The organism is Halopseudomonas sp. MFKK-1, assembly GCF_027474385.1.
Taxonomy (GTDB): Bacteria; Pseudomonadota; Gammaproteobacteria; order Pseudomonadales; family Pseudomonadaceae; genus Halopseudomonas; species Halopseudomonas aestusnigri.
The window spans coordinates 2,224,384-2,243,511 of sequence record NZ_CP114836.1; the positions used below are offsets into that span (position 1 = coordinate 2,224,384).

Sequence of the window (19,128 nt, forward strand, 5' to 3'; positions counted from 1 at the left end):
CATTATCGGTAATCATCAATATTCGTAACCACCAGCTTTCCTTTGGTAGGCTCTGCGATTACAGGAATAACGTTGAACGGTGGCAAGTTCATGCTCAGAATGGCGCGTATGGTTTGGAGTGCATCTTGAGTGCGCTTTTTTCTTATTTTCTCGTCAGATGCGTCTTGAATGCTAGTGAATTGATGAATTGACTCGGAAATAGAGCGCAGAAGCAGCATGTTGGTCTGTCGTTGCATCTCTAACTCTTGTTCCAATTGCTGAACCCTTCTGTTAAGCCCTGACTTGGTCCGCTTGTTTGTGTATTTTTCTCTCTTGTCTGCGCGATCGAGTGCGCTTGTCGCGGAAATTCTCAAGTCATCCAGTATCTTGAATCCGCCGTTTAAAACCGCGTTCGAGTGTGTTTTTAGGGTGTTCAGGCTCATTGGGTGTGTCGCTAGTTTTTCTCCTGTTTCAAGCTCAAATTTTCTGTGAATCTTGGCAAGGCTACTTTGGCTTTTTAGAGAAGTTCGAAGCTCCTGATCGTTCTTGAACTGAAATGGCTTCTGGCATACTAGGGTGAGTAGCGCATGCAGGGCCTTGATGCCTTCGGATGCTCTCGATGATCTTTTCGAGTCGTTAATCATGTCTACTCCTTATTACGAATAAGGCGAGCTACAACCTTAAACTTCTTGCCTTCGTGATCGGAAAAGAACTCAGGTTCAATCTCTAGCCAACCTTCCTGCATTAGGTCGCTGATTTGATCCTCTAGGTCGTTTGTGTCTATCAGGCTAAAATTATCTGTGCCATATTTCTCCTTAAGTAAGTCTGCAAGGTCTGAGTAGTCTTGGGTGTTTCCTTGATGTAATTGTTCCGCTATAAACTGAGCTTTTGTGCCGGCAAGCACAGCTCCGTCGGTGGATTCGGTGATGTATCGATACACGTGAGTTGGGTCTGTATGGCCTAACATCCATTGAAGAGTGTCCAATTTAGCAAAGCTGCCGCAGTAAAAAAATAGCATCGCAAAGAAACGCCGTAGTTGATGTTGTCGTAAATAGTAACGTGCACCATCTGAGTTTGTTGGCGTCTCAAAATAGTCGCAAAATAGATCAAGGTTGCGATCAAATACGTGACGGCTGGAGTCTATCAGCTTGGCGGAGCCTTTTAAGCTGGGAGTGGCAAAAAGTGTTTGGGTGCTTTCTATGTAGCCAATGTCCTTCAGGGAGGTTTGCATCCTAATCAATGTTTTTATCATCTCTGATGCGATGGGTTCAATGGGGCGCGCCTCTCCCTGACGGTAGCCAAAAAGGTGTCGGGTGCTTTTGGCATTTTTGAATATTAAGTACGATTCTGAATCGTCTAGGCAATGCTCGCATTGAAGCGAGTATAGCTCGCTTGCGCGTCTAGCCATAAGTATGCCGGTAGTAAGCTGGACGCCACCGATATAAATCGCAATAAGTTCTAGAAAACCAGAATTTGCACGGAGGCTTTTAAAGTATTCAGACTTGCTTGGTTTAACTGTTTTGATTTTTGTATGTGGGTTCTCGGCGCGGGTCGATAATGATAGCCTATTTACGCCTAGTCTTTTAAGGTTGTCTCCAACTATCGCAGAAATTTCATTTGACGTTAAGTTGGTGGGCTGGATGTCGCGATTTTTGCACTCCATTGCTATTCGGCAAAATGCGTTGGTTAATTCCTCTCCGTACTCAATATGAAGCTCAATAGCTTGCCTAAGGGCAGTAAACACTATGGCTGATGGAAGGGAACGAAATCTACCGGTAGAGGGTAACTGGGGTGTGAATTTGTCTGCTCGAACAAGCGCGTCTACTGGAGGCGCTGGGAGTCCTATTTCATGCAGGACGCCAAGGTTGTAAAGCGCCCGTTTATACAGTTTATAGGTTGGGTCTTGCATGACGCCCTCAGCGCCATGTTTTACTGGAACGGCAGGGTGTTCGCGAATAGCCATGCTAGGATTTTTATTGTAACAAAGGATGGGGTATAGCGGCTTGGATTGGTGTTTGCCCTAGAAAGTGTCTTTATATAATTCTCTTGAGATTAATGCTGTGTTTGGCTGATTCCCATGTTTTACCTGCCTATGATAGAGGTTGTTTAAAAGAAGGGCCGCCCTTACTTCTGGTATTTTGTAAGTGGGGATTCTTAATGTGTTGCTGTCGATTTGGTCGTCTGTGACGATGGTTAGCTCCGGCTTTGAATTAAGTGCTTTTGATATGGCTTCTGGGTCTGCTTCTTCAAGTAATTGTAGACAGTATTCTCTTAATCTAGTGCTCCAGTTGTATATTTTTTCTTCAATTGTTGCGCTTGAAGATATGGTTTCGAGTATTTCAATAAGGTTGCCCTCTGTAAGGCCTTCCAATCCATAATTTAAGAGCTTAAATCGTCCGCTGTTAATTAGTAAGATGTCGATTATGTGGCATGTTATATAAAATTTTCGCGCCTGTGCTCCTAGCGAATTTGTTTCAGAAAGGTGCCCGTGGTGATCTCGAGTGCTTGCGGTTAAATAGTACTTTAGTCCTAGTAGCAAGTTACGGTTTTTCTTTTCGGTCAGAACGCTGCCGTCCTCGAGAGCAACCGACCAACTTATTTCTCTTTCCGTTTTATGGTCGAATCGAATGGTCCATAAGTCGTTTTCGAAGTCGCTTGTTAGCCAGGTTGCACTTTCGTACTCTGTTTTAGGGTTTAGGAGGTAGGTTGATAAAAATTCAAGCTCTGGAGGTAGTTTCATAAATTAAGTTTTCCATTTTCTCTGGGTTCGCGTGATTACGAGCGATGCCTAAGTATCTTTGCAGGTCACTATTGAAGCTTGACTCGATGTCCTTTGTTACTAATCTCGTAAACTTAGACCAGTAGAGCGCTTTGGCGCATATCTTGGCTTTATCCTTAGCTCTGGATACTGCTTGCTCTATAGATATCAGTGCGGTTAGTGTTCCTACGTCTACAGGTACAAGCACTTTTTCTTCGACTTTGGTGGGGCTGTTTTTTTTAGCACCATTGGTCAGCTTATATGGATTTTCGAGATGCGCCGGTAAAGCGCGGAGTGCATGGTTCTCGAGGAATTTATGAAGTTCTTCCATGCTTGTAAATTGCGCGGCTCTAAGTAAGTGTCGGCTCTCTTTCATCGCCTCGCAGACTATTCCTCGCTGAAATGCTCTTATCCAACGGGTCTGGAAAAACGCAAGGATCGGCTCTGGAAGGTACCTGCTTAAAAGGGAAGAGTTATATGCGCGGTGTCCGAGCGCCTTTGCCATAGCCACGACATCATTAGTATTAAGATAGAGTTCTACCGCGCAAGATGCTCTATAAGCTGTAATGGATACTCTTAAAAGAAGATTTTTGGTTTCTTCCCGGGTTCTTGGGGATATCGCTAAGAACTCGTCGAAAAGGCCTCCTCGTTTGAATGTGGTAGCATTAATTTTGAAAGGAAGGGCGGCTTTAGGTATGCCTAGGATTCGAGTGCAGCGGAGAAACAAAAGTCTCCAAGCGTCATCGTTTTTTTTCTTGAGTTCATTTCTTAGTGGATCGGTCGCTGAAATTATTAGCTGGACCCAGTGTTGCTCTTCAGGATTTAGTTGTATTGTTTGCTCGCTAAGCCTACTCCCTTTTCGGTCTTTATAGCCTACCAGCTGGTAGCCAGTGTCTGTTTCTATGACTCCAGATAGTTTTCCGTGCTTATTGTAAAGCTCGAATTTGTCGAAGAATGACTCCGTCAGACATTGATGGTTTGATATCAATAGGAGTTGTAGTGCAAAAAAATGTTGCGGTGTTGGTATGGCTAATATGTCTGCCAGCTTGAGTACGTCAGATCTTCCGTATATCTGTCTGCCATTTTCTCTAATATGAGCTAGTCCTAAAGTTTCAAATGTGGTACATAGATCGTTTATTCCTACTTCTTCTAAGTTTTTTTTATAGGTTTTCCCACCATGGATGGCTTTGCCAGTTTTGGCTAGCGTAGATCTATTTTTCTGAGATTTTTCTAGCTCTATTAGCTTGCTTTTGGCCCATTTTAGTACTATCTGATTGTCTGATTTTATTGTTTTAAATATTATTTCAATGGCTTCGGAGTCGCTTAACTCTATTGGGATTGGTGTAATTAGTTTTTCTTTTACTAGTGTGCCATCAGGCATTTTTTTTATCTTGGATTCAGAACTTGGCGTCGTCAGCGCCTTGGGGTGCGGAAGTGAGCCGTTGAAAGGTCGTGCCCACACACCAGGCTGAATGAAGGCCTCCTCCATTTGATAGATAAACTGAGCGTACCCGATTGTTTTCCATGAGATCACTACACCATTTTCTACCGCCGACTTGAAGCTTTCTATCAAGTTTTGAATGAATAGTTCATTTAATTTCACCGGGTCGTAGAATGTAGATTCCGGCCATTTCTTTGCGTTTTGTGATAGGTAAGTAATAAAGAAGCTAAATTCCGTATGTGAAGGGGCGAGTTTTTTTTCTACATACCGGGCATACTGAGTATAAGTTTTTTCAGCGAACTCCTTTCCGTGAGAGTTCCATAATAAGCATATAGGTAGATAGCTTTTCTTGTCTTTTCGTCCTTTTACCTCCCAGCCATTCCAGTAGCGGAGTGCATCCTTATCTAGGCGGTACTTTTTTTCTTCCCAGAGGTGCCTGTTGTTTGACGGAAGCCTTTCTTCGTCGGTCAGTTTGGGGATGAGCGGGATTTCGCTCCTCATCTCGTCAATCAATTTATTAAATTCCTTGGCGTAGCGAGTCCTCGTTTGCGCTGCTAGTGCAATAAATTCTTCGTCTGCGAAGGCGCCCAAAAAACCTCTTATGACGCCAAGAAAGGTTTGTGAGGACAACGTTAAGTAGTTGATTTCGAAACCAGTTATGTGGCAGTACGCCTCAAACCATTTCAGTAGCTTTTCAGATGCTTGGGGGCTGACTTGAGATAGGCAGCGTCGCATCACTGTCAGAACCTCAGGTGCAATGACTAAGTACGGATAGCTAGTGAGTGCTTGGTAACCTTTGATGATTGTCAATGCGAATACTCCAGTTTTTTGCGCATAAGACCTTGTATTTACGGATATTGTGTATATTGATATCGTTGTGCAAGTGGCAAAATCTACGAGCGCAGCCTGGATGCCGATCTGGGTCTGGCGCTCTGCGTGCAGACCCAGCAGTACCTGCGGGATGATCCGCCGCTGCGGCTGCTGGTCATGTCGGCGACGCTTGACGCAGAGGGCGTCAGCCGTCTGCTGGATGACGCTCCGATTATTACCAGCCAGGGCCGTCAGTATCCGGTGGATATTCGCTATGGCGCACCGGCAACCCTGGGGCGCCCGAATGATGCCGAGGTGGTGCAAACCGTGCTGCGCGCGCTGGACGAGGAAAGCGGCAGCGTGCTGGTGTTTCTGCCGGGCATGGCCGAGATCCGCCGGGTATTGGCGCGGCTGGAAGAGGCGCTGGGCGAGCAGCAGAACGTGCTGCTCACGCCGCTGTATGGCGACCTGGATCTCGCTGCTCAGCGCCGTGCCATCGAACCGGCACCGGCGGGTCAGCGCAAAATCGTGCTGGCGACCGCCATTGCCGAGACCAGTCTGACCATCGAGGGTATTCGCGTGGTGGTGGATGCCGGTCTGTCGCGTGAGGCGGCGTTTGATCCGCTGTCAGGCATGAGCGCATTGCAGACCCGACGGGTGTCGCGCGCCGCCGCCGAGCAGCGCGCTGGCCGGGCCGGGCGCCTGGAGCCCGGCGTCTGTTACCGGCTGTGGTCGGCCCAGCAGTACGAGCGGCTGGCGGCGCAGCGCGATGCTGAAATACTGCAGGCCGATCTCGCACCGCTGGCACTGCAGCTGGCGCAGTGGGGCGTGCAGCAGCCCGATGAGCTGGTATGGCTGGACCCGCCGCCAACCGCCGCGCTGGATCAGGGGCGTGAGCTGCTGGAACGGCTCGGTGCCTTGCAGCGCGATGGCGCTAACTGGCAGCTCACCGAGCACGGGCGCGTGCTGGCCGGTTTACCGATGCACCCGCGGCTGGCGCATATGCTGGTGGAGGGGCAGCGCCTTGGGCTGGCCAAGTTGGCCGCCCGCATCGCGGCGATAGTCGATGAGCGCGATCTGCTGCGCCGCGCCGACAATGCCGATCTGAGTGTACGTCTGGCGCTGTTTGACGACCCGCGCGGCGCGGATGTAGAGCGCGGCGCATTGCAGCGCGCCAAGCGTCTGGTTGAGCAATGGTCGCGTCTGCTCGCCCGGTTGCCGGCCACCGATCCGGTCAGTGACCCGCAGCACGACGACTGGCACGGCGTGCTGCTGGCGCTGGCCTATCCGGACCGTATCGCGCAGCGCCGCGGTGCAGCCGGCGCCGACTACCGTCTGGCCAATGGTCGTTCAGCCGGGTTTGCCGAGGTTGACCGCCTTCAGCAATCCGAATGGCTGGCGGTGGCGGCGCTGGGCGGGCAGGGCGGCCAGCGTCAGGCGCGGATTTTTATGGCTGCCGAGCTGAATGTGGCGCGTCTGCTGGCGGTTGAACCGGCGCTGCTGAGCGAACGCGATACGCTGGAGTGGGACAGCCGCAGTGAAACCCTGCTGGCCGAACGGCAGCAGCGCATCGGCGAGCTGATCTGGCAGCGCAAGGCGCTGCCGCAAGTGGCGCCCGAACAACGCCAGCGCGCGCTCTGCGATGTGGTGCGCAGGCAAGGCATTAACTTGCTGCCGTGGACACCGGAGCAGCGGCAGTGGCAGGCGCGGGTGCAGTTGCTGCGCGAGCTGGATTTGGCGCAGGGCAATGATAGCCGCTGGCCCGACCTGTCGGACGAGGCCCTGCTCGCCACTCTGGAGGACTGGTTGGCACCCTATCTGGACAAGGTCAACCGGCTGGCGCATTTCGCCAACCTGGAGCTGGGCAATATTCTCGCCGGATTACTGCCCTGGCCACTGCCCAAGGAGCTGGATGAGCAGGCACCGAGCCACTTGACGGTGCCGACCGGCTCGCGCATTCGTATCGATTATAGCGAGACGCCACCGGTGCTGGCGGTGCGTCTGCAGGAGATGTTCGGTAGCGCCGATACCCCGCGTATCGCCGGCGGTCGGCAGGCGCTCAAGCTGCATCTGCTGTCACCGGCCCAGCGCCCGGTGCAGGTGACCCAGGATCTGGCCGGCTTCTGGCAGGGCAGTTATGCCGAGGTGAAGAAAGACATGAAGGGCCGCTACCCCAAGCACTACTGGCCGGATGACCCGTTACAGGCGGAACCAACCCGCCGGACCAAGCCGCGCGGTACTTGAGCCGCGCACTAAATCAGCACATCCCTTACAATGCGCCCCTTTGCACCAGTCAGCGGAGAGCCCGATGGACAACACCAGCCAGATACTTGAGCGCAGCGCCGAGCTGTTCAGCGGTCAGCGCCTGCTGCTGGTCAATCCGCCGGCGGACGGCCTGACCCGCAGCCTGTCGGCCGACTGGACGCTGTGGAGCTGGGATTACGCCAGCAGCCGCGGCCTGGCCGGTGCGCTGCCGGAAGATCGCCTGGTGTTCTCTCATCTGTGCCCGCAGGTCGATGATCTGGATGCTGCGATTCTGGTCATGCCCAAGGCGATCGAGCGCGCCGAGTATGCGCTGGCGCAGATGCTGCCGTTGCTGGCGCAGGGCAAGCCGGTCTATCTGGTTGGCGAAAAGAAGGGCGGCATTACCCGGGCGGAGAAACTGCTGGGCCGCTATGGAGCGCACCCGGAGAAACTTGATTCGGCGCGGCATTGTCAGCTCTGGCGGGTGATCGTCGATCAGCCGGTTGCGCCATTCCGGCTTGAGGACTGGCGGCAGCAGTACGAGTTGAGGTTTGACGATCAGCCGCTGCAACTGGTCAGTCTGCCGGGCGTGTTCAGTCATGGCCGACTGGACGAGGGCAGCGAGCTGTTGCTGGCCGAGCAACAGGCGCTGCCGGCCGGCCGGGTGCTGGATTTTGGCTGTGGCTCTGGCGTGCTGTCGCTGGTCATGGCGCGGCGTAACCCGGGTTGCCGGTTTGAACTGGTCGATATCGATGCGCTAGCCATTTACTGCGCGCGGCAGTCGCTGGCGCTCAACGGCGTTGCGGCCGAGGTGCATGCCTCCGACGGGCTGAGTGACGTACACGGCCGCTTTGCCGCGGTTATCAGCAACCCGCCGTTTCATACCGGTATCCGTCAGGACACCAGCATCGCCGAACGCTTCTTCGAGCAGGTGACCCGTAACTTGCAGCCGGGAGGAGAGTTGCGCATCGTTGCCAACGGCTTTTTGCGTTACCCGCCGCTGATCGAGGAGCACATTGGGCCCTGTCAGGTGTTGCGTGAGAACAACCGGTTCAAGGTCTACTCGGCGGTCGCGCCGGGTTGATTCAGCCGGCCTTTGCCGTTATATTTGCGCCCGTCTTAGGGGAGTAGCCTCTGCGCAAGCGCCTGCTTGCACCGGCAAACGTCAACATAATTGATCCGCAGATCATGGCGTTTGCGACCCTCCACCGCTCAATGCGGTATCGGGTTTGACGAGACCTTTGACACGCGACCACCAGCCGAGGGCGGGGGTAGTCGTGTGTCAATGGAACCGTAATCCCGCCCTCTTCTGGAACCTCCGTGGAAGCTTTTTTCGTATCGAGCGGGATCGTCACGCTGGCTGAGATCGGCGACAAGACCCAACTGCTGGCACTGCTGCTGGCGGCGCGTTTTCGCCGGCCGTGGCCAATCATCTGGGGTATTCTGGTGGCGACTGTGGCCAATCACGCGATGGCCGGTGCCATCGGCCAACTGGTTGCCGACTACCTGAACGACACCTGGCAGCACGCCATTCTTGCTGTGTCGTTTCTGGCGGTTGCCGCCTGGACGTTGATTCCCGACAAACTGGATGAAGACGACGCGCCACCGGTTGGGCGTTATGGCGCGTTCGTTGCGACCGTCATTGCCTTCTTCCTCGCGGAGATGGGTGACAAGACCCAGATCGCAACGGTGGTGCTGGCTGCGCAATTCGATGCCTACGTCTGGGTAGTTCTGGGCACGACCGTTGGCATGCTGCTGGCCAACGTACCGGTGGTGATTTTGGGTAATGTCGCGGCAGAGCGCCTGCCGCTGACCCTGATCCGCCGCATTACCGCCCTGGCATTCCTGCTGCTGGGGTTGTACTCGGCGTGGCTGCTGGTGCAGCCGATGCTGACAACGGCGGGCTGAGTCAGGCGCCGTTGACGATACGGTTGCGGCCCTGCTGCTTGGCCTGATACAGGCTGCGATCCACGGCGTCGAGGAAGGCCCGTGGGTCGTCATGCTGACCGGGCACAATGGTGCCAATGCCCATACTGACAGTCAGAATCTGGCCCGCTTCCGAGTTGGCGTGGGGAATCTGCTCCTTGAAAATCAGCGAGCGGCAACGCTCTGCCACGCGCTCGGCAGCCTTGGCGTCGGTCTCCGGCAGCACCAGTACGAACTCTTCACCGCCGTAGCGGGCAAAGAAATCGCGCGAACGCGCTGCGGCGCCACTCAATGCCTGGGCAACCCGTTTAAGGCAGTCGTCGCCGCTGATATGGCCGTAGTGGTCGTTGTACTGCTTGAAGTAGTCGATATCGAGCAGAATGACCGACAGCGGCTGGCCGTTGCGCCGGGCATTGGTCCATTCCAGCTGCAGAATGGAGTCGAACATGCGACGGTTGGCGGCGCCGGTCAGGCCGTCCTTGAAAGACAGCTCCTCCAGTTCCTTTTGCAGGGTTTTCAGGCGTTCTTCGGTTTTCTTGCGCTCGCTGATGTCGAACATGAAGCCGATGAGGGCCTCAACCTCGCCATCCTCGTCACGTACCACATGAACCACGTCGCGAATCCACACGTACTCGCCGTCGGCAGTAAGTGCCCGGTAGTCGGCTTCGTGATCGGTTCCGGCCTGGGACTGGGATATGCAGAAGTTCACTACCCACTCGCGGTCCTCCGGATGCATGCGGTTGGCCCAGTCGTCGGCGCTGATCCAGCTGTCCTGTGTCCAGCCCAGCAGGTGTTCGATCTGCGGGCCGATGTAGGCGAAGGTCATGGTCTTCCAGTCGATCTTCCAGGGAATGGCCTTGGTTGATTCGAGCAGTGTCTTATAGACCGCGCTGTCGTGGGCTATCTCGGTGGCGATGTCGCTCATACCCGTATCCTGTTGACGTTTTTTTGTTCAGTGCTGAATGTAAGCATGCTTCATGCCAGTTGGCCATCACTTGGCGTTACACCTGATGACGTATTGCCTGCTGTGTGCCGTGCGCGCTGATACAGCGTCAGCAGCTTGGCCGGCTGGTCATAGACGATGCGCTGGCCGGCGCGCAAGTCGCGGCGCATCAGCCGGATCATTTGCTCCAGAACAGGCTGGGCGAAGCTGTCGGCAGGCTGTCCGGTGACCTCTGCCAGGCGCCCGGCAATCACGGGTGCATCGCTGACAACCGGGCAGATGCGGTAACCATAGCTGCCACCGATGGCCTGGGGAACCAGATCCATGAAGCGGTCGGGACGTTGGCGGAAGAAGCTCAGCGGCAGCCGGTAGGCGTTATTGCCGAGAATTGGCAGGTCGTCAGGTACCGCTTCCTCTTCGTCCAGTACCTGCAGGCGGGTCGCCAGCGGCAGCAGCCGGTCGAGCCGGTAGGTAGATGCCATGTGCCGATTGCCGACCCGAACCAGATTCGCAATCAGTTCCCCCAGAGACGCATGGCCGATAATGGCAGCACGTTTGGGTAGCCCGCCCCAGGCACCGTCTGCCCCGTTGAGCAGGGCCTCGATGACGGAGGCGTTCTCGACGCCTGCGCCGGCATGAATATGTACCAGCAACTTGAGTGGCGCAGGCAGACAGCGGCGAGCGACGGCGACAAAGGCGCCAACCTGGAACGGCAGGTAGGTGCCTCGATCATCTTCCATGCTCAGCCCGAAGATCGGCTGCTGTGCCAGCAACTGCAGTATCTCGATGGTTTCGTCAGGATTCTGGATGAAGGCATCGCAGCCATCGACGACGTTGATCATGATCCTGGGTGCGCCGCCGTCATCGCCACGGATGTTTTGCTGCAGCCAGGCGATGCTGGCGGGAATGCTGCGACGCAGGGTAGCGAAGTCGTATTGGCCGGCCATACCGTCCCGGCTCAGGTAGATCTCGTGCAGCGTATTGGGCACGCGGTAGTCGCGCAATTTGAGCATCGACGGCGAGGGCGTGAATTCACCGGTGTCGTTGACCAGCCCGAGATCGGTAAAGGCGTAGCAGCCGCTCATGTCGACCTGATGGTCGCGCAGGTAGATCATAAAGTCGTCGTCGACTTCCAGCTCGTCGGGCATGGCGTAGTCGAGGGTGCCCAGCAGAATGTTGCGAAAACCGAATTCGCGCAGCTTTGGCAGGATCTCCAGCTTGTCCTGCAGCGTCTGACCAACCCGGGCGCCGACCGGGTTCTCGCGCAGCGACAGGTCGATAAAGAACGGATCAATAGAGCGCAACCGGTCAATCTTGTCCTGGGCACCGGCCAAAATGGCGCGGGCATCGGCGAGCAACGTATTGTCTGGCATCATGGCGACCTTCCATGGTGGTCAAAAAACACTCTGTATAGCACTGCGCCGCCTGGTCAGCCAGTGTGCAGATGTATACAGGTGCGACCAAAGGACACTGCCGGGATGTCATCTTGCTGTGGAATGATGCGGCCTTTTGCGGAGTTTCTCGCTGATTCAAGGACGCCTGTCATGACCACTTATCCTATTTCACCCGTACGCTGCTGCCTGGCTGGTCTTGCCATGCTCTGGGCCGGCCTTGCCGGCGCGGCCGAGCCTATTGCCATTGGTCTTAATCTGCCACGCACCGGCCAGTATGCCCAGGAGGGCCTGATGCAGATGCGCGGGGCGATGCTGGCGCTGGACGAGATTAATCAGGCCGGCGGGGTGCTGGGACGTCCACTGGAGCTGCTGGAGCGCGACAGTGCGTCCAATCCCGAGCGGGCTGTGCGCAATGTTGACGAACTGGCCGATGCCGGCGCGCGCATGCTGTTTGGCGGTGCCAGCAGCGCCGTGGCCATTGCCGCAGGCAAGCGGGCCCGCGATCGTGGCCTGCTGTATTTCGGCACACTGACCTATTCCAACGACACCACCGGGCGCGATGGCCAGCGATACATGTTCCGCGAGAGCTACAACGCCTGGATGGCAGCGCGGGTACTGGCAGCACAATTGCAGGAGCAGTACGCCGGCAAGCGCTACTACTACGTGACCGCGGACTACACCTGGGGCCACAGCACCGAGGAGTCGATGCGCCACTTTACCGGCACGGATGATGTGGCGGTGCACGGAGCTGTGCGGATACCGTTCCCGAATGCGTCGCTGCGTGAACTGCGCGAGGCGCTGCAGCAGGCCCGTGCTGCCGAGCCCGAGGTGCTGGTGCTGGTGCTCTTTGGTGATCAGATGGTCAAGGCGATGGGCCTGGTTCGTCAGCTTGGCTTCGAGAATGTGCAGGTGGTGGTACCCAATCTGACCCTGAGCATGGTCGAGCAGGCCGGGCCGTCAGTCATGGCCGGTGTGCTGGGTGCGGTGCCATGGACCTGGAATGTGCCGCGCGAGTTCGGCTTTGAACGGGGCGAGCAATTTGTCAGCACCTTTGCCGAACGCTATCAGACTTATCCTTCCAGCTCGGCCGCATCGGCTTACAGCATTGTCTACCAGTGGGCTGATGCGGTTGAGCGCAGCGGGTCGCTTGAGAGCGAAGGGCTGATTCGTGCGCTGGAAGGGCACAGCTATCAACTGCTGAAGGATACCCAGACCTGGCGTGCATTCGACCATCAGAACCTGCAGACCGTCTATGCGGTCCGTATCAAGCCGCGCGCCGAGGTGATGGCTGATCCGCTGCGCCAGGACTACTTCAAGATCATCGGACAGCTCTCGGCTGAAGAGGCGGCGCAGACGCTGGAGCAGTGGCAGGCCGAGCGCAAGGCGGCCGGTCAGCCCCTGCGCTTGCGCTAAGCGACGCTCAAAACCCCTGTTGCTCCAGCAGTGTCGCCAGCTGCTGGAGAATCCCGATGCCCTGCACGTCAGTTTCCAGCCAGGGCAGTTGCGGACGCGGCAGGTGGCCAAGCTCGCGATCAATTCGCTGCAGATAGCTGGCTTCCTGCAGTCGACGCTGCTGCAGGAAGTGGCCGTCGGCGCTGTCGGGTATGACCCGGTTGACCAGCGCCGCAGCGACCGGAATCTGCGCCTGCCGCAGACTCTCTACTGCCCGTACCGTCTCCAGAATCGGTAGCCGCTCGGCTGTCAGCACAAACAGAAAACCGCTGTCTGCCGGATCCTCCAACTGGCGGCGGGCCTGGTGAAACAGCCGCCTGCGGTTGCGCAGGGTTTCGGCAACGCTGCGGGTGCGCTGATCCAGACCGCTTAGCGGATCCTCGTTGGGATCGTCAAACGGGCTATTGAGATCACGGCCGCTGCGCGGGGTCAGGTGCTGCAGCACCTTGCCCAGCTCGGCGGACTTGCGGTTGTGGCTGAGCAGGCCATCGGTCCAGGCGGCCATGGCCTCAGGCAGGGTGAGCAGGCGCAGGGTGTGCCCGGTCGGGGCAGTGTCGAAGATAATCAGGTCGTAGTCGTCCGGCGGTGCGGTGACCAGTCTGGCAATGCGCTCGAGCAGTGCCGCTTCCTGGGTGCCCGGTGAATGGCGGGTCAGCTGCATTTGTCGGGTGAGCTCAGTCAGCATCTCGGGTGCTGCCAGCTTGCGCATTTGCTCAATCACCCGCTGCAGGTGGGCGTCCACCTCGGCATCGGGGTCGATTTCCAGCGCGTCCAGATTGGGCAGCAGGCGTCTGGGGCGATCATCCAGCGGGCGGTCGAACACATCGCCCAGGCTGTGCGCCGGGTCAGTCGAGACGATCAGGCAGCGCTGCCCCCGGCTGGCCGCCAGTACGGCCAGCGCCGCAGCGACCGTGGTCTTGCCGACGCCGCCCTTGCCGCCGACCCACAGCAGGCGGCGGTGCAGCAGGTCAAGGTTGGAAGTGGAAATATCGACTCTCCCGGTCAGCAGCAGCGGAAATGGTCCAGCGGCGAGTGTTCCATACCCATGCGCCGGTGCCAGTCGTGGAAGCGTTCAAGCAGCAGCGGCTGCAGCTCCAGCGTGTAGTAGGAAGCCGGGTTGGGTACGCCCATCATCTCGCTGAACACCAGCAGCATGAACAGGTCATCGTGGTCACGCCGGCTGCGGGCAATCGCGCCCCGGTAGCGGGAGCTGTAGGCCTCTTCCAGGAAGAAGCGCGCCTGACTCAGCCAGGCGCGCCATTTCTCGCCACGGTCAGCGGCCATCGGCTTGCTCCGCTGCTGCCAGTGCCAAGTGCCGTTTCAGCGCCGCAGCGCACTCCAGCGCGACCAGAATGGCGGCAATCAGCACGACGATATCCAGCGCAAGCAGGAAGTAGTTCTGCTGGTCGTAGAAGGTCTTGAGCTGGATCACCAGCGCGGTCACCGTCATCACCAGCAGGAAGCACAGCGGCAGCAGGGTGTACCACATGGGGCGGCGGTAGTGCACCAGCATCACCGTAATCACCAGCAGGGTCAGACCGGCGAGCAACTGGTTGGTGGTGCCGAACAGCGGCCATATGATCATGCCGCCGGAGCCGTCCGCTCCGCCGGCGCCGAAGGCCAGCAGCAGGCAACTGCCGATCGCCAGCAGGGTGGCGGGCAGCGGCTTCTTCATCCACTCCTGATGATAGATCTCGCCCCATTCCTGGAAGATATAGCGCTGCAGACGCAGCCCGGTATCCATGGTCGTGCCGGCGAACAGGGCGGCCATTACGGTCAGCAGGGTGGCGGCGGTCACTTCGGGCAGGCCCAGACCGTTGTGGATGACGTAGGCGCCGCCCTGCACGAAGGCGGTGACCCCGCCCTGGCCAAAGGCGCTGTACATGGCTTTCCAGTCTGTCAGGCTGGCAAAGCCGGCACAGGCAACCAGAATCGCTGCCAGTGACAGGCAGCCTTCACCGATGGCACCGAAGTAGCCGACGAAACGGGCGTCGGTTTCCTTGTTCAGCTGCTTGGAGGTGGTGCCGGAAGACACCAGCCCGTGGAAGCCGGAAATGGCGCCGCAGGCGATGGTGACAAACAGCAGCGGCACAATCGAGGGGGTGCCTGCCGGCACGTCGTCATTGATCATCGGCGCGACCAGCGCCGGGTTCAGCAGCATGATTGCGCCGTACAGAATCAGCAGGCCGACGAACAACTGCAGGCCGTTGATGTAATCACGCGGTTGCAGCAGCATCCACACCGGCAGCACAGACGCGACGCCTGCGTAGAGGAACAGCAGCAGAATCCAGATGGCGTTGCCCGAGAGTCCTGCAACCTCGGCCGGCATCTGAATCGGTACCGATGGGCCGGCCCAGATCAGCGCGTAGAGCGCGACGACCCCAACCACTGAAACGACCGGCAGGCTGATCATGCGACGATAGATCAGCTGGCCGACGATCAATGCGACGACAATCGCACCCCAGACTGGCAATACGGCAGTCGGGAAGCTCATCATCAGCTTGGCGATGACCACCGCAAATACGGCGTTGACCATCAGCAGTACCAGGAAAATCACGATCATGAAGATGCTGCGGGCGCGCTTGCCCACTACGTCGCCGGTTAGCGAGCCGACCGATTTGGCCTTGTTGCGCACACTGGCCCAGACCGCGCCCATATCGTGGACGCCGGCGAAGAAAATGGTGCCCATCACCACCCAGATGAAGGCCGGAAGCCAGCCCCAGATGACTGCAATGGCCGGCCCGACGATGGGCGCGGCGCCGGCGACGGAGGTGAAATGGTGACCCCACAGCACAAAGCGGTTGGTCGGAACGAAGTCGATGCCATCCTCGAATTCGTGCGCTGGCGTACGAAAATCCGGGTCGAGGCGATAGATCCGGTTGGCAATGAAACGGGAGTAGATGAAGTACCCCAGGGTCATCAATCCCAGCCCGATCAGTAGCAAAATGGCTGCGCTCATGCTGTGGCTCCAGTGTTATAAGTTTTGTCGGATCGCCTGTCGGAGCATCTGCTCCGCCGCACTGCCTACTATAGCCCAGGGCGGGCCGGCGGGTCGCCGGGAGGAACAGGGCAATGTGAAGCAGGTACGCAGCAGCCTGATATCAGGTCAGTAGGTCAACGGCTTGCCAGATACAGGCCGCAACCAATCAGCAGCCCGCCCCCCAGACGTTGAAGTCCCCGGCTCTGGCGGGGCAGGGCAAGGCGACTGCCAAGCACTGCATAGAGTGTCTTGACCAGCAGCAAGGCCACTGCGGTGGTAATCAGTACTTGCAGCGCTACCCCGGACGACAGTGGTGTGGTTACAAACAGAGGCAGGAAGCTGGCGTAGAAAATCAGTGCCTTGATATCGCCGAGGGTAAGCAGCAACCCCGCGATCAGACTGTGCCAGCTGCTGCCGGTCGAAATGGGCAACGCCTGCTTTGTATGCGGTTGACGCCACAGGGACCAGCCAAACCAGATCAGGTAGGCCGCTGCCAGCCAGCGCAGCAGGTTGAACACCCCGCCCAGGCTGTCGATTACCACCTGCCAGCCCGCCAGCGCCAGCGCGGCCAGCAGCAAATCGCCGAGGGTGATGCCGATTGCTGCCGCAACACCCTGGCCAACGCCGTATCGGGCACTGCGCACAACGACCAGCGCCACACTGCTGCTGGGCAGCGCCGCCAGCACCGTCAGGGCAAGAAACAGCGAGAGCAGCTCGCCGGCGTTCATCAGTGGATGTGTGGCTTGAGCACCCGGTCACGGCTGGCCGGGTAGCGTTCAAGCAGATGTGCCGGGCGAGTCGGGCGGGTGACCAGGTTGCCGCCGCAGTTCGGACAGCAGCCTGCGAAGCGCTGCGCGCAGTCGTGGCAGAAGGTGCATTCGAAGCTGCAGATCAGAGCATAGGATGCATCGGCGGGCAGGTCGCGGTCGCAGCATTCACAGTTGGGGCGCAGTTGCAGCATGGCAGATACCGGCAAGATGATTATTTGCAGTTATAGCAGCGGCTGATGCCCGATGAAACCCGCTGTATATGGTGTAGTCTCATCTGTTAAACCCAGTCAATCGTGAGTAACACCATGCAGAACCTGACCATTGATATCGTCTCCGACATTGCCTGTCCCTGGTGCGCCATCGGCTATGCTCGCCTGGAGCAGGCTCTGGCGGCGCTGGAAGGCGAGGTGGGAGCAAAGGTGGAGTGGCACGCCTTCGAGCTCAATCCCGATCCGGCCCAGCGGCCGATGCCGATTGTCGAGGCGCTGTGCCGCAAGTACGGTCGTAACGAGTTCGAGGTGCGGGCGGCGCAGGATGACATGATTCGTATCGCCACCGGTCTCGGGCTGAATTTCACCCATATGCAGGAACGCTACACCGCCAATACCTTCGATGGTCACCGCTTGGTGAAGTGGGCGGCTGAGCACGATCGTCAGACGGCGATGAAACAGGCCCTGTTCGACGCCTACTTCGGAGAAGCAAAGGACGTCAGCAACAGGGACGTACTGCTCGATGCCGTGTGTGCCGCCGGGCTCGATGCGGCAGAGGCCGAGCAGGTGTTGACCAGTGACAGGTTCGCCGACATTGTTCGCGCCGACGAGGCGCACTGGCAGCAGGCGGGTATCTCGTCGGTACCGGCCTTCGTGATCAACGGCCAGTACCTGATTTCCGGGGCACAGGAACCGGATTATCTGGTTCAGGCGCTGCGCGAGATTGCCGGGCGCCAAGGGGCGTCGGCCTGAGCGTCAGAGGACTCTGATATGGATTTGGCAGGACCTGCAGCAAGGGTGAAATATTGTCCTGTCATCATGAGGCTTACGGATGTCCTTACAGAAGGTATGTCATGGCAACTGCCCCCTCATCTGAAACCCTGCCTCCGGGCCCGTCTGATCTGAGTCGCCGAGAGGCATTTCGCTTTTGGCTGAAGCTGGGGTTTATCAGTTTCGGTGGCCCTGCCGGGCAGATCGCATTGATGCATGACGAGCTGGTTTCCCGGCGTCGCTGGTTATCCGAGCGGCGTTTTTTGCACGCCCTGAACTACTGCATGCTGCTGCCCGGGCCGGAGGCGCAGCAGTTGGCGACCTATCTGGGCTGGTTGCTGCATCGCAGTTGGGGTGGGGTGGTGGCTGGGCTGCTGTTTATTCTGCCATCGCTGGGTTTGCTGATCTTGCTGGCCTGGGTGTATCTGGTTTATGGCGACGTGCCGCTGATTGCAGGGGTGTTCTACGCGATCAAGCCGGTGGTGGTGGTCGTGGTTGTTCAGGCGGCCTGGCGGATCGGCAGTCGGGTGTTGCATAACCGCTGGCTCTGGGCAATTGCGCTGGCCGCTTTCGTAGCGATATTCGCCTTGCAGCTACCTTTTCCTCTGATCGTGCTGGCGGCGGCGTTGGCTGGCACCGTTGGCGGGCGATTGCTGCCGTCGGCCTTTTCGCCTTCTACGGCGGCTCACGCGCCGTCTGACGGCGGCGGGGATGCGCTGTTGAATGATCACAGCCCGATACCCGAACATGCCCGCTTCAGCTCATGGCGTTTGGCGAAGCTGCTGCTGATCGGAGCTGCGCTTTGGGTCTTGCCGATGGGGCTGCTGACGTTATGGCAAGGCTGGCATGGGCCGTTGACCCAGATGGCCTGGTTCTTTACCAAGGCAGCCTTGCTGACCTTCGGGGGGGCCTATGCTGTGCTGCCCTATGTTTATCAGGGTGCTGTACTGCAATACGGCTGGCTCTCGCCGCTGCAGATGATCGACGGGCTGGCGCTGGGCGAAAGCACCCCGGGGCCTTTGATCATGGTGGTGGTGTTTGTCGCGTTTCTTGGTGGCTATCAGGGCGCATTTTTAGGTGCTGATCAGGCGCTGGCTGCTGGCATGCTGGCGGCGCTGCTGGTCTGCTGGTTCACCTTTCTGCCGTCGTTTCTGTTTGTGCTGGGCGGTGCGCCGCTGATCGAAGCTACCCGTGGCGAACTGCGTCTGACTGCCGCCCTGACTGGCGTAAGTGCTGCTGTTGTGGGCGTTATCGTCAATCTGGCGCTATTTTTCGGCTGGCACGTTGTCATGCCTGCCGAGACTGCCGGGCCGGACTGGCTGGCACTGGGCATCGGGCTGATCGCGGCCGGTCTGCTGTTTGGGAGGGGCTGGACGGTGCTGCAGACCCTGCTGCTTGGTGCTGCAGCAGGGCTCTTGCTGGGTGTATCAGGGTTGTTGTCCTGATACCGC

Annotated in this window: 17 protein-coding genes and 1 riboswitch; of the genes, 6 read left to right on the forward strand and 11 right to left on the reverse strand. The window is 57.8% G+C overall.

Annotated elements, in window-relative coordinates:
• Positions 1 to 2: 2 nt before the first annotated feature.
• Genes O5O48_RS10385 through O5O48_RS10400 form a run of 4 tightly spaced genes read right to left on the reverse strand, consistent with a single transcriptional unit; the run spans position 3 to position 4,988 of the window.
• A complete protein-coding gene (locus O5O48_RS10385; RefSeq protein ID WP_269686947.1) occupies positions 3 to 623 on the reverse strand; it encodes a hypothetical protein in 621 nt (206 codons plus the stop codon).
• A 2-nt stretch (positions 624 to 625) separates the two neighbouring features.
• Positions 626 to 1,942: a hypothetical protein gene (locus O5O48_RS10390; protein ID WP_269686948.1), complete on the reverse strand. Its 1,317-nt coding sequence runs from the start codon at positions 1,940 to 1,942 to the stop codon at positions 626 to 628.
• A 57-nt stretch (positions 1,943 to 1,999) separates the two neighbouring features.
• The gene (locus tag O5O48_RS10395; RefSeq protein ID WP_269686949.1) at positions 2,000 to 2,719 is read right to left on the reverse strand and encodes a hypothetical protein; all 720 of its coding nucleotides are present in this window, start codon (positions 2,717 to 2,719) and stop codon (positions 2,000 to 2,002) included.
• A complete protein-coding gene (locus O5O48_RS10400; protein WP_269686950.1) occupies positions 2,697 to 4,988 on the reverse strand; it encodes a hypothetical protein in 2,292 nt (763 codons plus the stop codon). Before O5O48_RS10400 ends, O5O48_RS10395 begins: the two co-directional genes overlap by 23 nt.
• 126 nt (positions 4,989 to 5,114) lie before the next feature.
• On the opposite strand from O5O48_RS10400, the gene hrpB reads away from it, so the two are divergent.
• The 3 genes from hrpB (at position 5,115) to O5O48_RS10415 (ending at position 9,140) form a co-directional block, all read left to right on the forward strand.
• A complete protein-coding gene (gene hrpB / locus O5O48_RS10405; RefSeq protein WP_269686951.1) occupies positions 5,115 to 7,232 on the forward strand; it encodes an ATP-dependent helicase HrpB in 2,118 nt (705 codons plus the stop codon).
• A 64-nt stretch (positions 7,233 to 7,296) separates the two neighbouring features.
• Complete coding sequence (locus tag O5O48_RS10410) at positions 7,297 to 8,316, forward strand: class I SAM-dependent methyltransferase (RefSeq protein WP_269686952.1); 1,020 nt, start codon at positions 7,297 to 7,299, stop codon at positions 8,314 to 8,316.
• Positions 8,317 to 8,342: 26 nt separating this feature from the next.
• A riboswitch (yybP-ykoY riboswitch) is annotated at positions 8,343 to 8,527 on the forward strand.
• 25 nt (positions 8,528 to 8,552) lie between these two features.
• Positions 8,553 to 9,140, forward strand: a complete 588-nt coding sequence (locus O5O48_RS10415; RefSeq protein ID WP_088273512.1) for a TMEM165/GDT1 family protein — start codon at positions 8,553 to 8,555, stop codon at positions 9,138 to 9,140.
• Between the two features lies 1 nt (position 9,141).
• Here the strand turns inward: O5O48_RS10415 and O5O48_RS10420 are convergent, their stop codons facing one another.
• Together O5O48_RS10420 and O5O48_RS10425 are read right to left on the reverse strand one after the other, a co-directional pair.
• Positions 9,142 to 10,083, reverse strand: coding sequence for a GGDEF domain-containing protein (locus tag O5O48_RS10420; RefSeq protein ID WP_269686953.1), 942 nt, complete (start codon positions 10,081 to 10,083; stop codon positions 9,142 to 9,144).
• Positions 10,084 to 10,133: 50 nt separating this feature from the next.
• Complete coding sequence (locus O5O48_RS10425; protein WP_269686954.1) at positions 10,134 to 11,477, reverse strand: hypothetical protein; 1,344 nt, start codon at positions 11,475 to 11,477, stop codon at positions 10,134 to 10,136.
• Positions 11,478 to 11,645: 168 nt separating this feature from the next.
• Between O5O48_RS10425 and O5O48_RS10430 the strand changes: the two genes are divergently transcribed.
• Positions 11,646 to 12,908, forward strand: a complete 1,263-nt coding sequence (locus O5O48_RS10430) for an ABC transporter substrate-binding protein (protein ID WP_373314994.1) — start codon at positions 11,646 to 11,648, stop codon at positions 12,906 to 12,908.
• 7 nt (positions 12,909 to 12,915) lie between these two features.
• On the opposite strand, the gene O5O48_RS10435 is transcribed toward O5O48_RS10430, so the two are convergent.
• From O5O48_RS10435 to O5O48_RS10455, 5 genes are all read right to left on the reverse strand, one after another.
• Entirely contained in the window at positions 12,916 to 13,959 is a 1,044-nt protein-coding gene (locus O5O48_RS10435; RefSeq protein ID WP_332367358.1) for an ArsA family ATPase, read from the reverse strand.
• A complete protein-coding gene (locus O5O48_RS10440; protein ID WP_088273516.1) occupies positions 13,950 to 14,231 on the reverse strand; it encodes a cory-CC-star protein in 282 nt (93 codons plus the stop codon). Before O5O48_RS10440 ends, O5O48_RS10435 begins: the two co-directional genes overlap by 10 nt.
• Positions 14,221 to 15,906, reverse strand: coding sequence for a carbon starvation CstA family protein (locus O5O48_RS10445; protein ID WP_269686955.1), 1,686 nt, complete (start codon positions 15,904 to 15,906; stop codon positions 14,221 to 14,223). The genes O5O48_RS10440 and O5O48_RS10445 overlap by 11 nt, the downstream gene beginning before the upstream one ends.
• Positions 15,907 to 16,061: 155 nt before the next feature.
• On the reverse strand, positions 16,062 to 16,655 hold the full coding sequence (locus O5O48_RS10450) for a LysE family translocator (protein ID WP_269686956.1): 594 nt from the start codon (positions 16,653 to 16,655) through the stop codon (positions 16,062 to 16,064).
• Positions 16,655 to 16,888, reverse strand: a complete 234-nt coding sequence (locus tag O5O48_RS10455; RefSeq protein WP_269686957.1) for a DUF1272 domain-containing protein — start codon at positions 16,886 to 16,888, stop codon at positions 16,655 to 16,657. Before O5O48_RS10455 ends, O5O48_RS10450 begins: the two co-directional genes overlap by 1 nt.
• A gap of 114 nt (positions 16,889 to 17,002) precedes the next feature.
• Here O5O48_RS10455 and O5O48_RS10460 point away from each other — a divergent pair, with 114 nt between their 5' ends.
• Together O5O48_RS10460 and chrA are read left to right on the forward strand one after the other, a co-directional pair.
• The gene (locus O5O48_RS10460; protein ID WP_269686958.1) at positions 17,003 to 17,659 is read left to right on the forward strand and encodes a DsbA family oxidoreductase; all 657 of its coding nucleotides are present in this window, start codon (positions 17,003 to 17,005) and stop codon (positions 17,657 to 17,659) included.
• A 101-nt stretch (positions 17,660 to 17,760) separates the two neighbouring features.
• Positions 17,761 to 19,122 carry a chromate efflux transporter gene (gene chrA / locus O5O48_RS10465; protein WP_269686959.1) on the forward strand — a complete coding sequence of 454 codons (1,362 nt, stop codon included), beginning with the start codon at positions 17,761 to 17,763 and terminating at the stop codon, positions 19,120 to 19,122.
• Positions 19,123 to 19,128 lie beyond the last annotated feature (6 nt).

What these genes read in the sequence shown, in the direction of transcription:
- O5O48_RS10385 (WP_269686947.1), bottom strand. Translation starts at nt 623, where the DNA reads ATGATTAACGACTCGAAAAGATCATCGAGAGCATCCGAAGGCATCAAG.
- O5O48_RS10390 (WP_269686948.1), bottom strand. Translation starts at nt 1,942, where the DNA reads ATGGCTATTCGCGAACACCCTGCCGTTCCAGTAAAACATGGCGCTGAG.
- O5O48_RS10395 (WP_269686949.1), bottom strand. Translation starts at nt 2,719, where the DNA reads ATGAAACTACCTCCAGAGCTTGAATTTTTATCAACCTACCTCCTAAAC.
- O5O48_RS10410 (WP_269686952.1), top strand. Translation starts at nt 7,297, where the DNA reads ATGGACAACACCAGCCAGATACTTGAGCGCAGCGCCGAGCTGTTCAGC.
- O5O48_RS10420 (WP_269686953.1), bottom strand. Translation starts at nt 10,083, where the DNA reads ATGAGCGACATCGCCACCGAGATAGCCCACGACAGCGCGGTCTATAAG.
- O5O48_RS10425 (WP_269686954.1), bottom strand. Translation starts at nt 11,477, where the DNA reads ATGATGCCAGACAATACGTTGCTCGCCGATGCCCGCGCCATTTTGGCC.
- O5O48_RS10430 (WP_373314994.1), top strand. Translation starts at nt 11,646, where the DNA reads ATGACCACTTATCCTATTTCACCCGTACGCTGCTGCCTGGCTGGTCTT.
- O5O48_RS10440 (WP_088273516.1), bottom strand. Translation starts at nt 14,231, where the DNA reads ATGGCCGCTGACCGTGGCGAGAAATGGCGCGCCTGGCTGAGTCAGGCG.
- O5O48_RS10445 (WP_269686955.1), bottom strand. Translation starts at nt 15,906, where the DNA reads ATGAGCGCAGCCATTTTGCTACTGATCGGGCTGGGATTGATGACCCTG.
- O5O48_RS10450 (WP_269686956.1), bottom strand. Translation starts at nt 16,655, where the DNA reads ATGAACGCCGGCGAGCTGCTCTCGCTGTTTCTTGCCCTGACGGTGCTG.
- O5O48_RS10455 (WP_269686957.1), bottom strand. Translation starts at nt 16,888, where the DNA reads ATGCTGCAACTGCGCCCCAACTGTGAATGCTGCGACCGCGACCTGCCC.
- O5O48_RS10460 (WP_269686958.1), top strand. Translation starts at nt 17,003, where the DNA reads ATGCAGAACCTGACCATTGATATCGTCTCCGACATTGCCTGTCCCTGG.
- chrA (WP_269686959.1), top strand. Translation starts at nt 17,761, where the DNA reads ATGGCAACTGCCCCCTCATCTGAAACCCTGCCTCCGGGCCCGTCTGAT.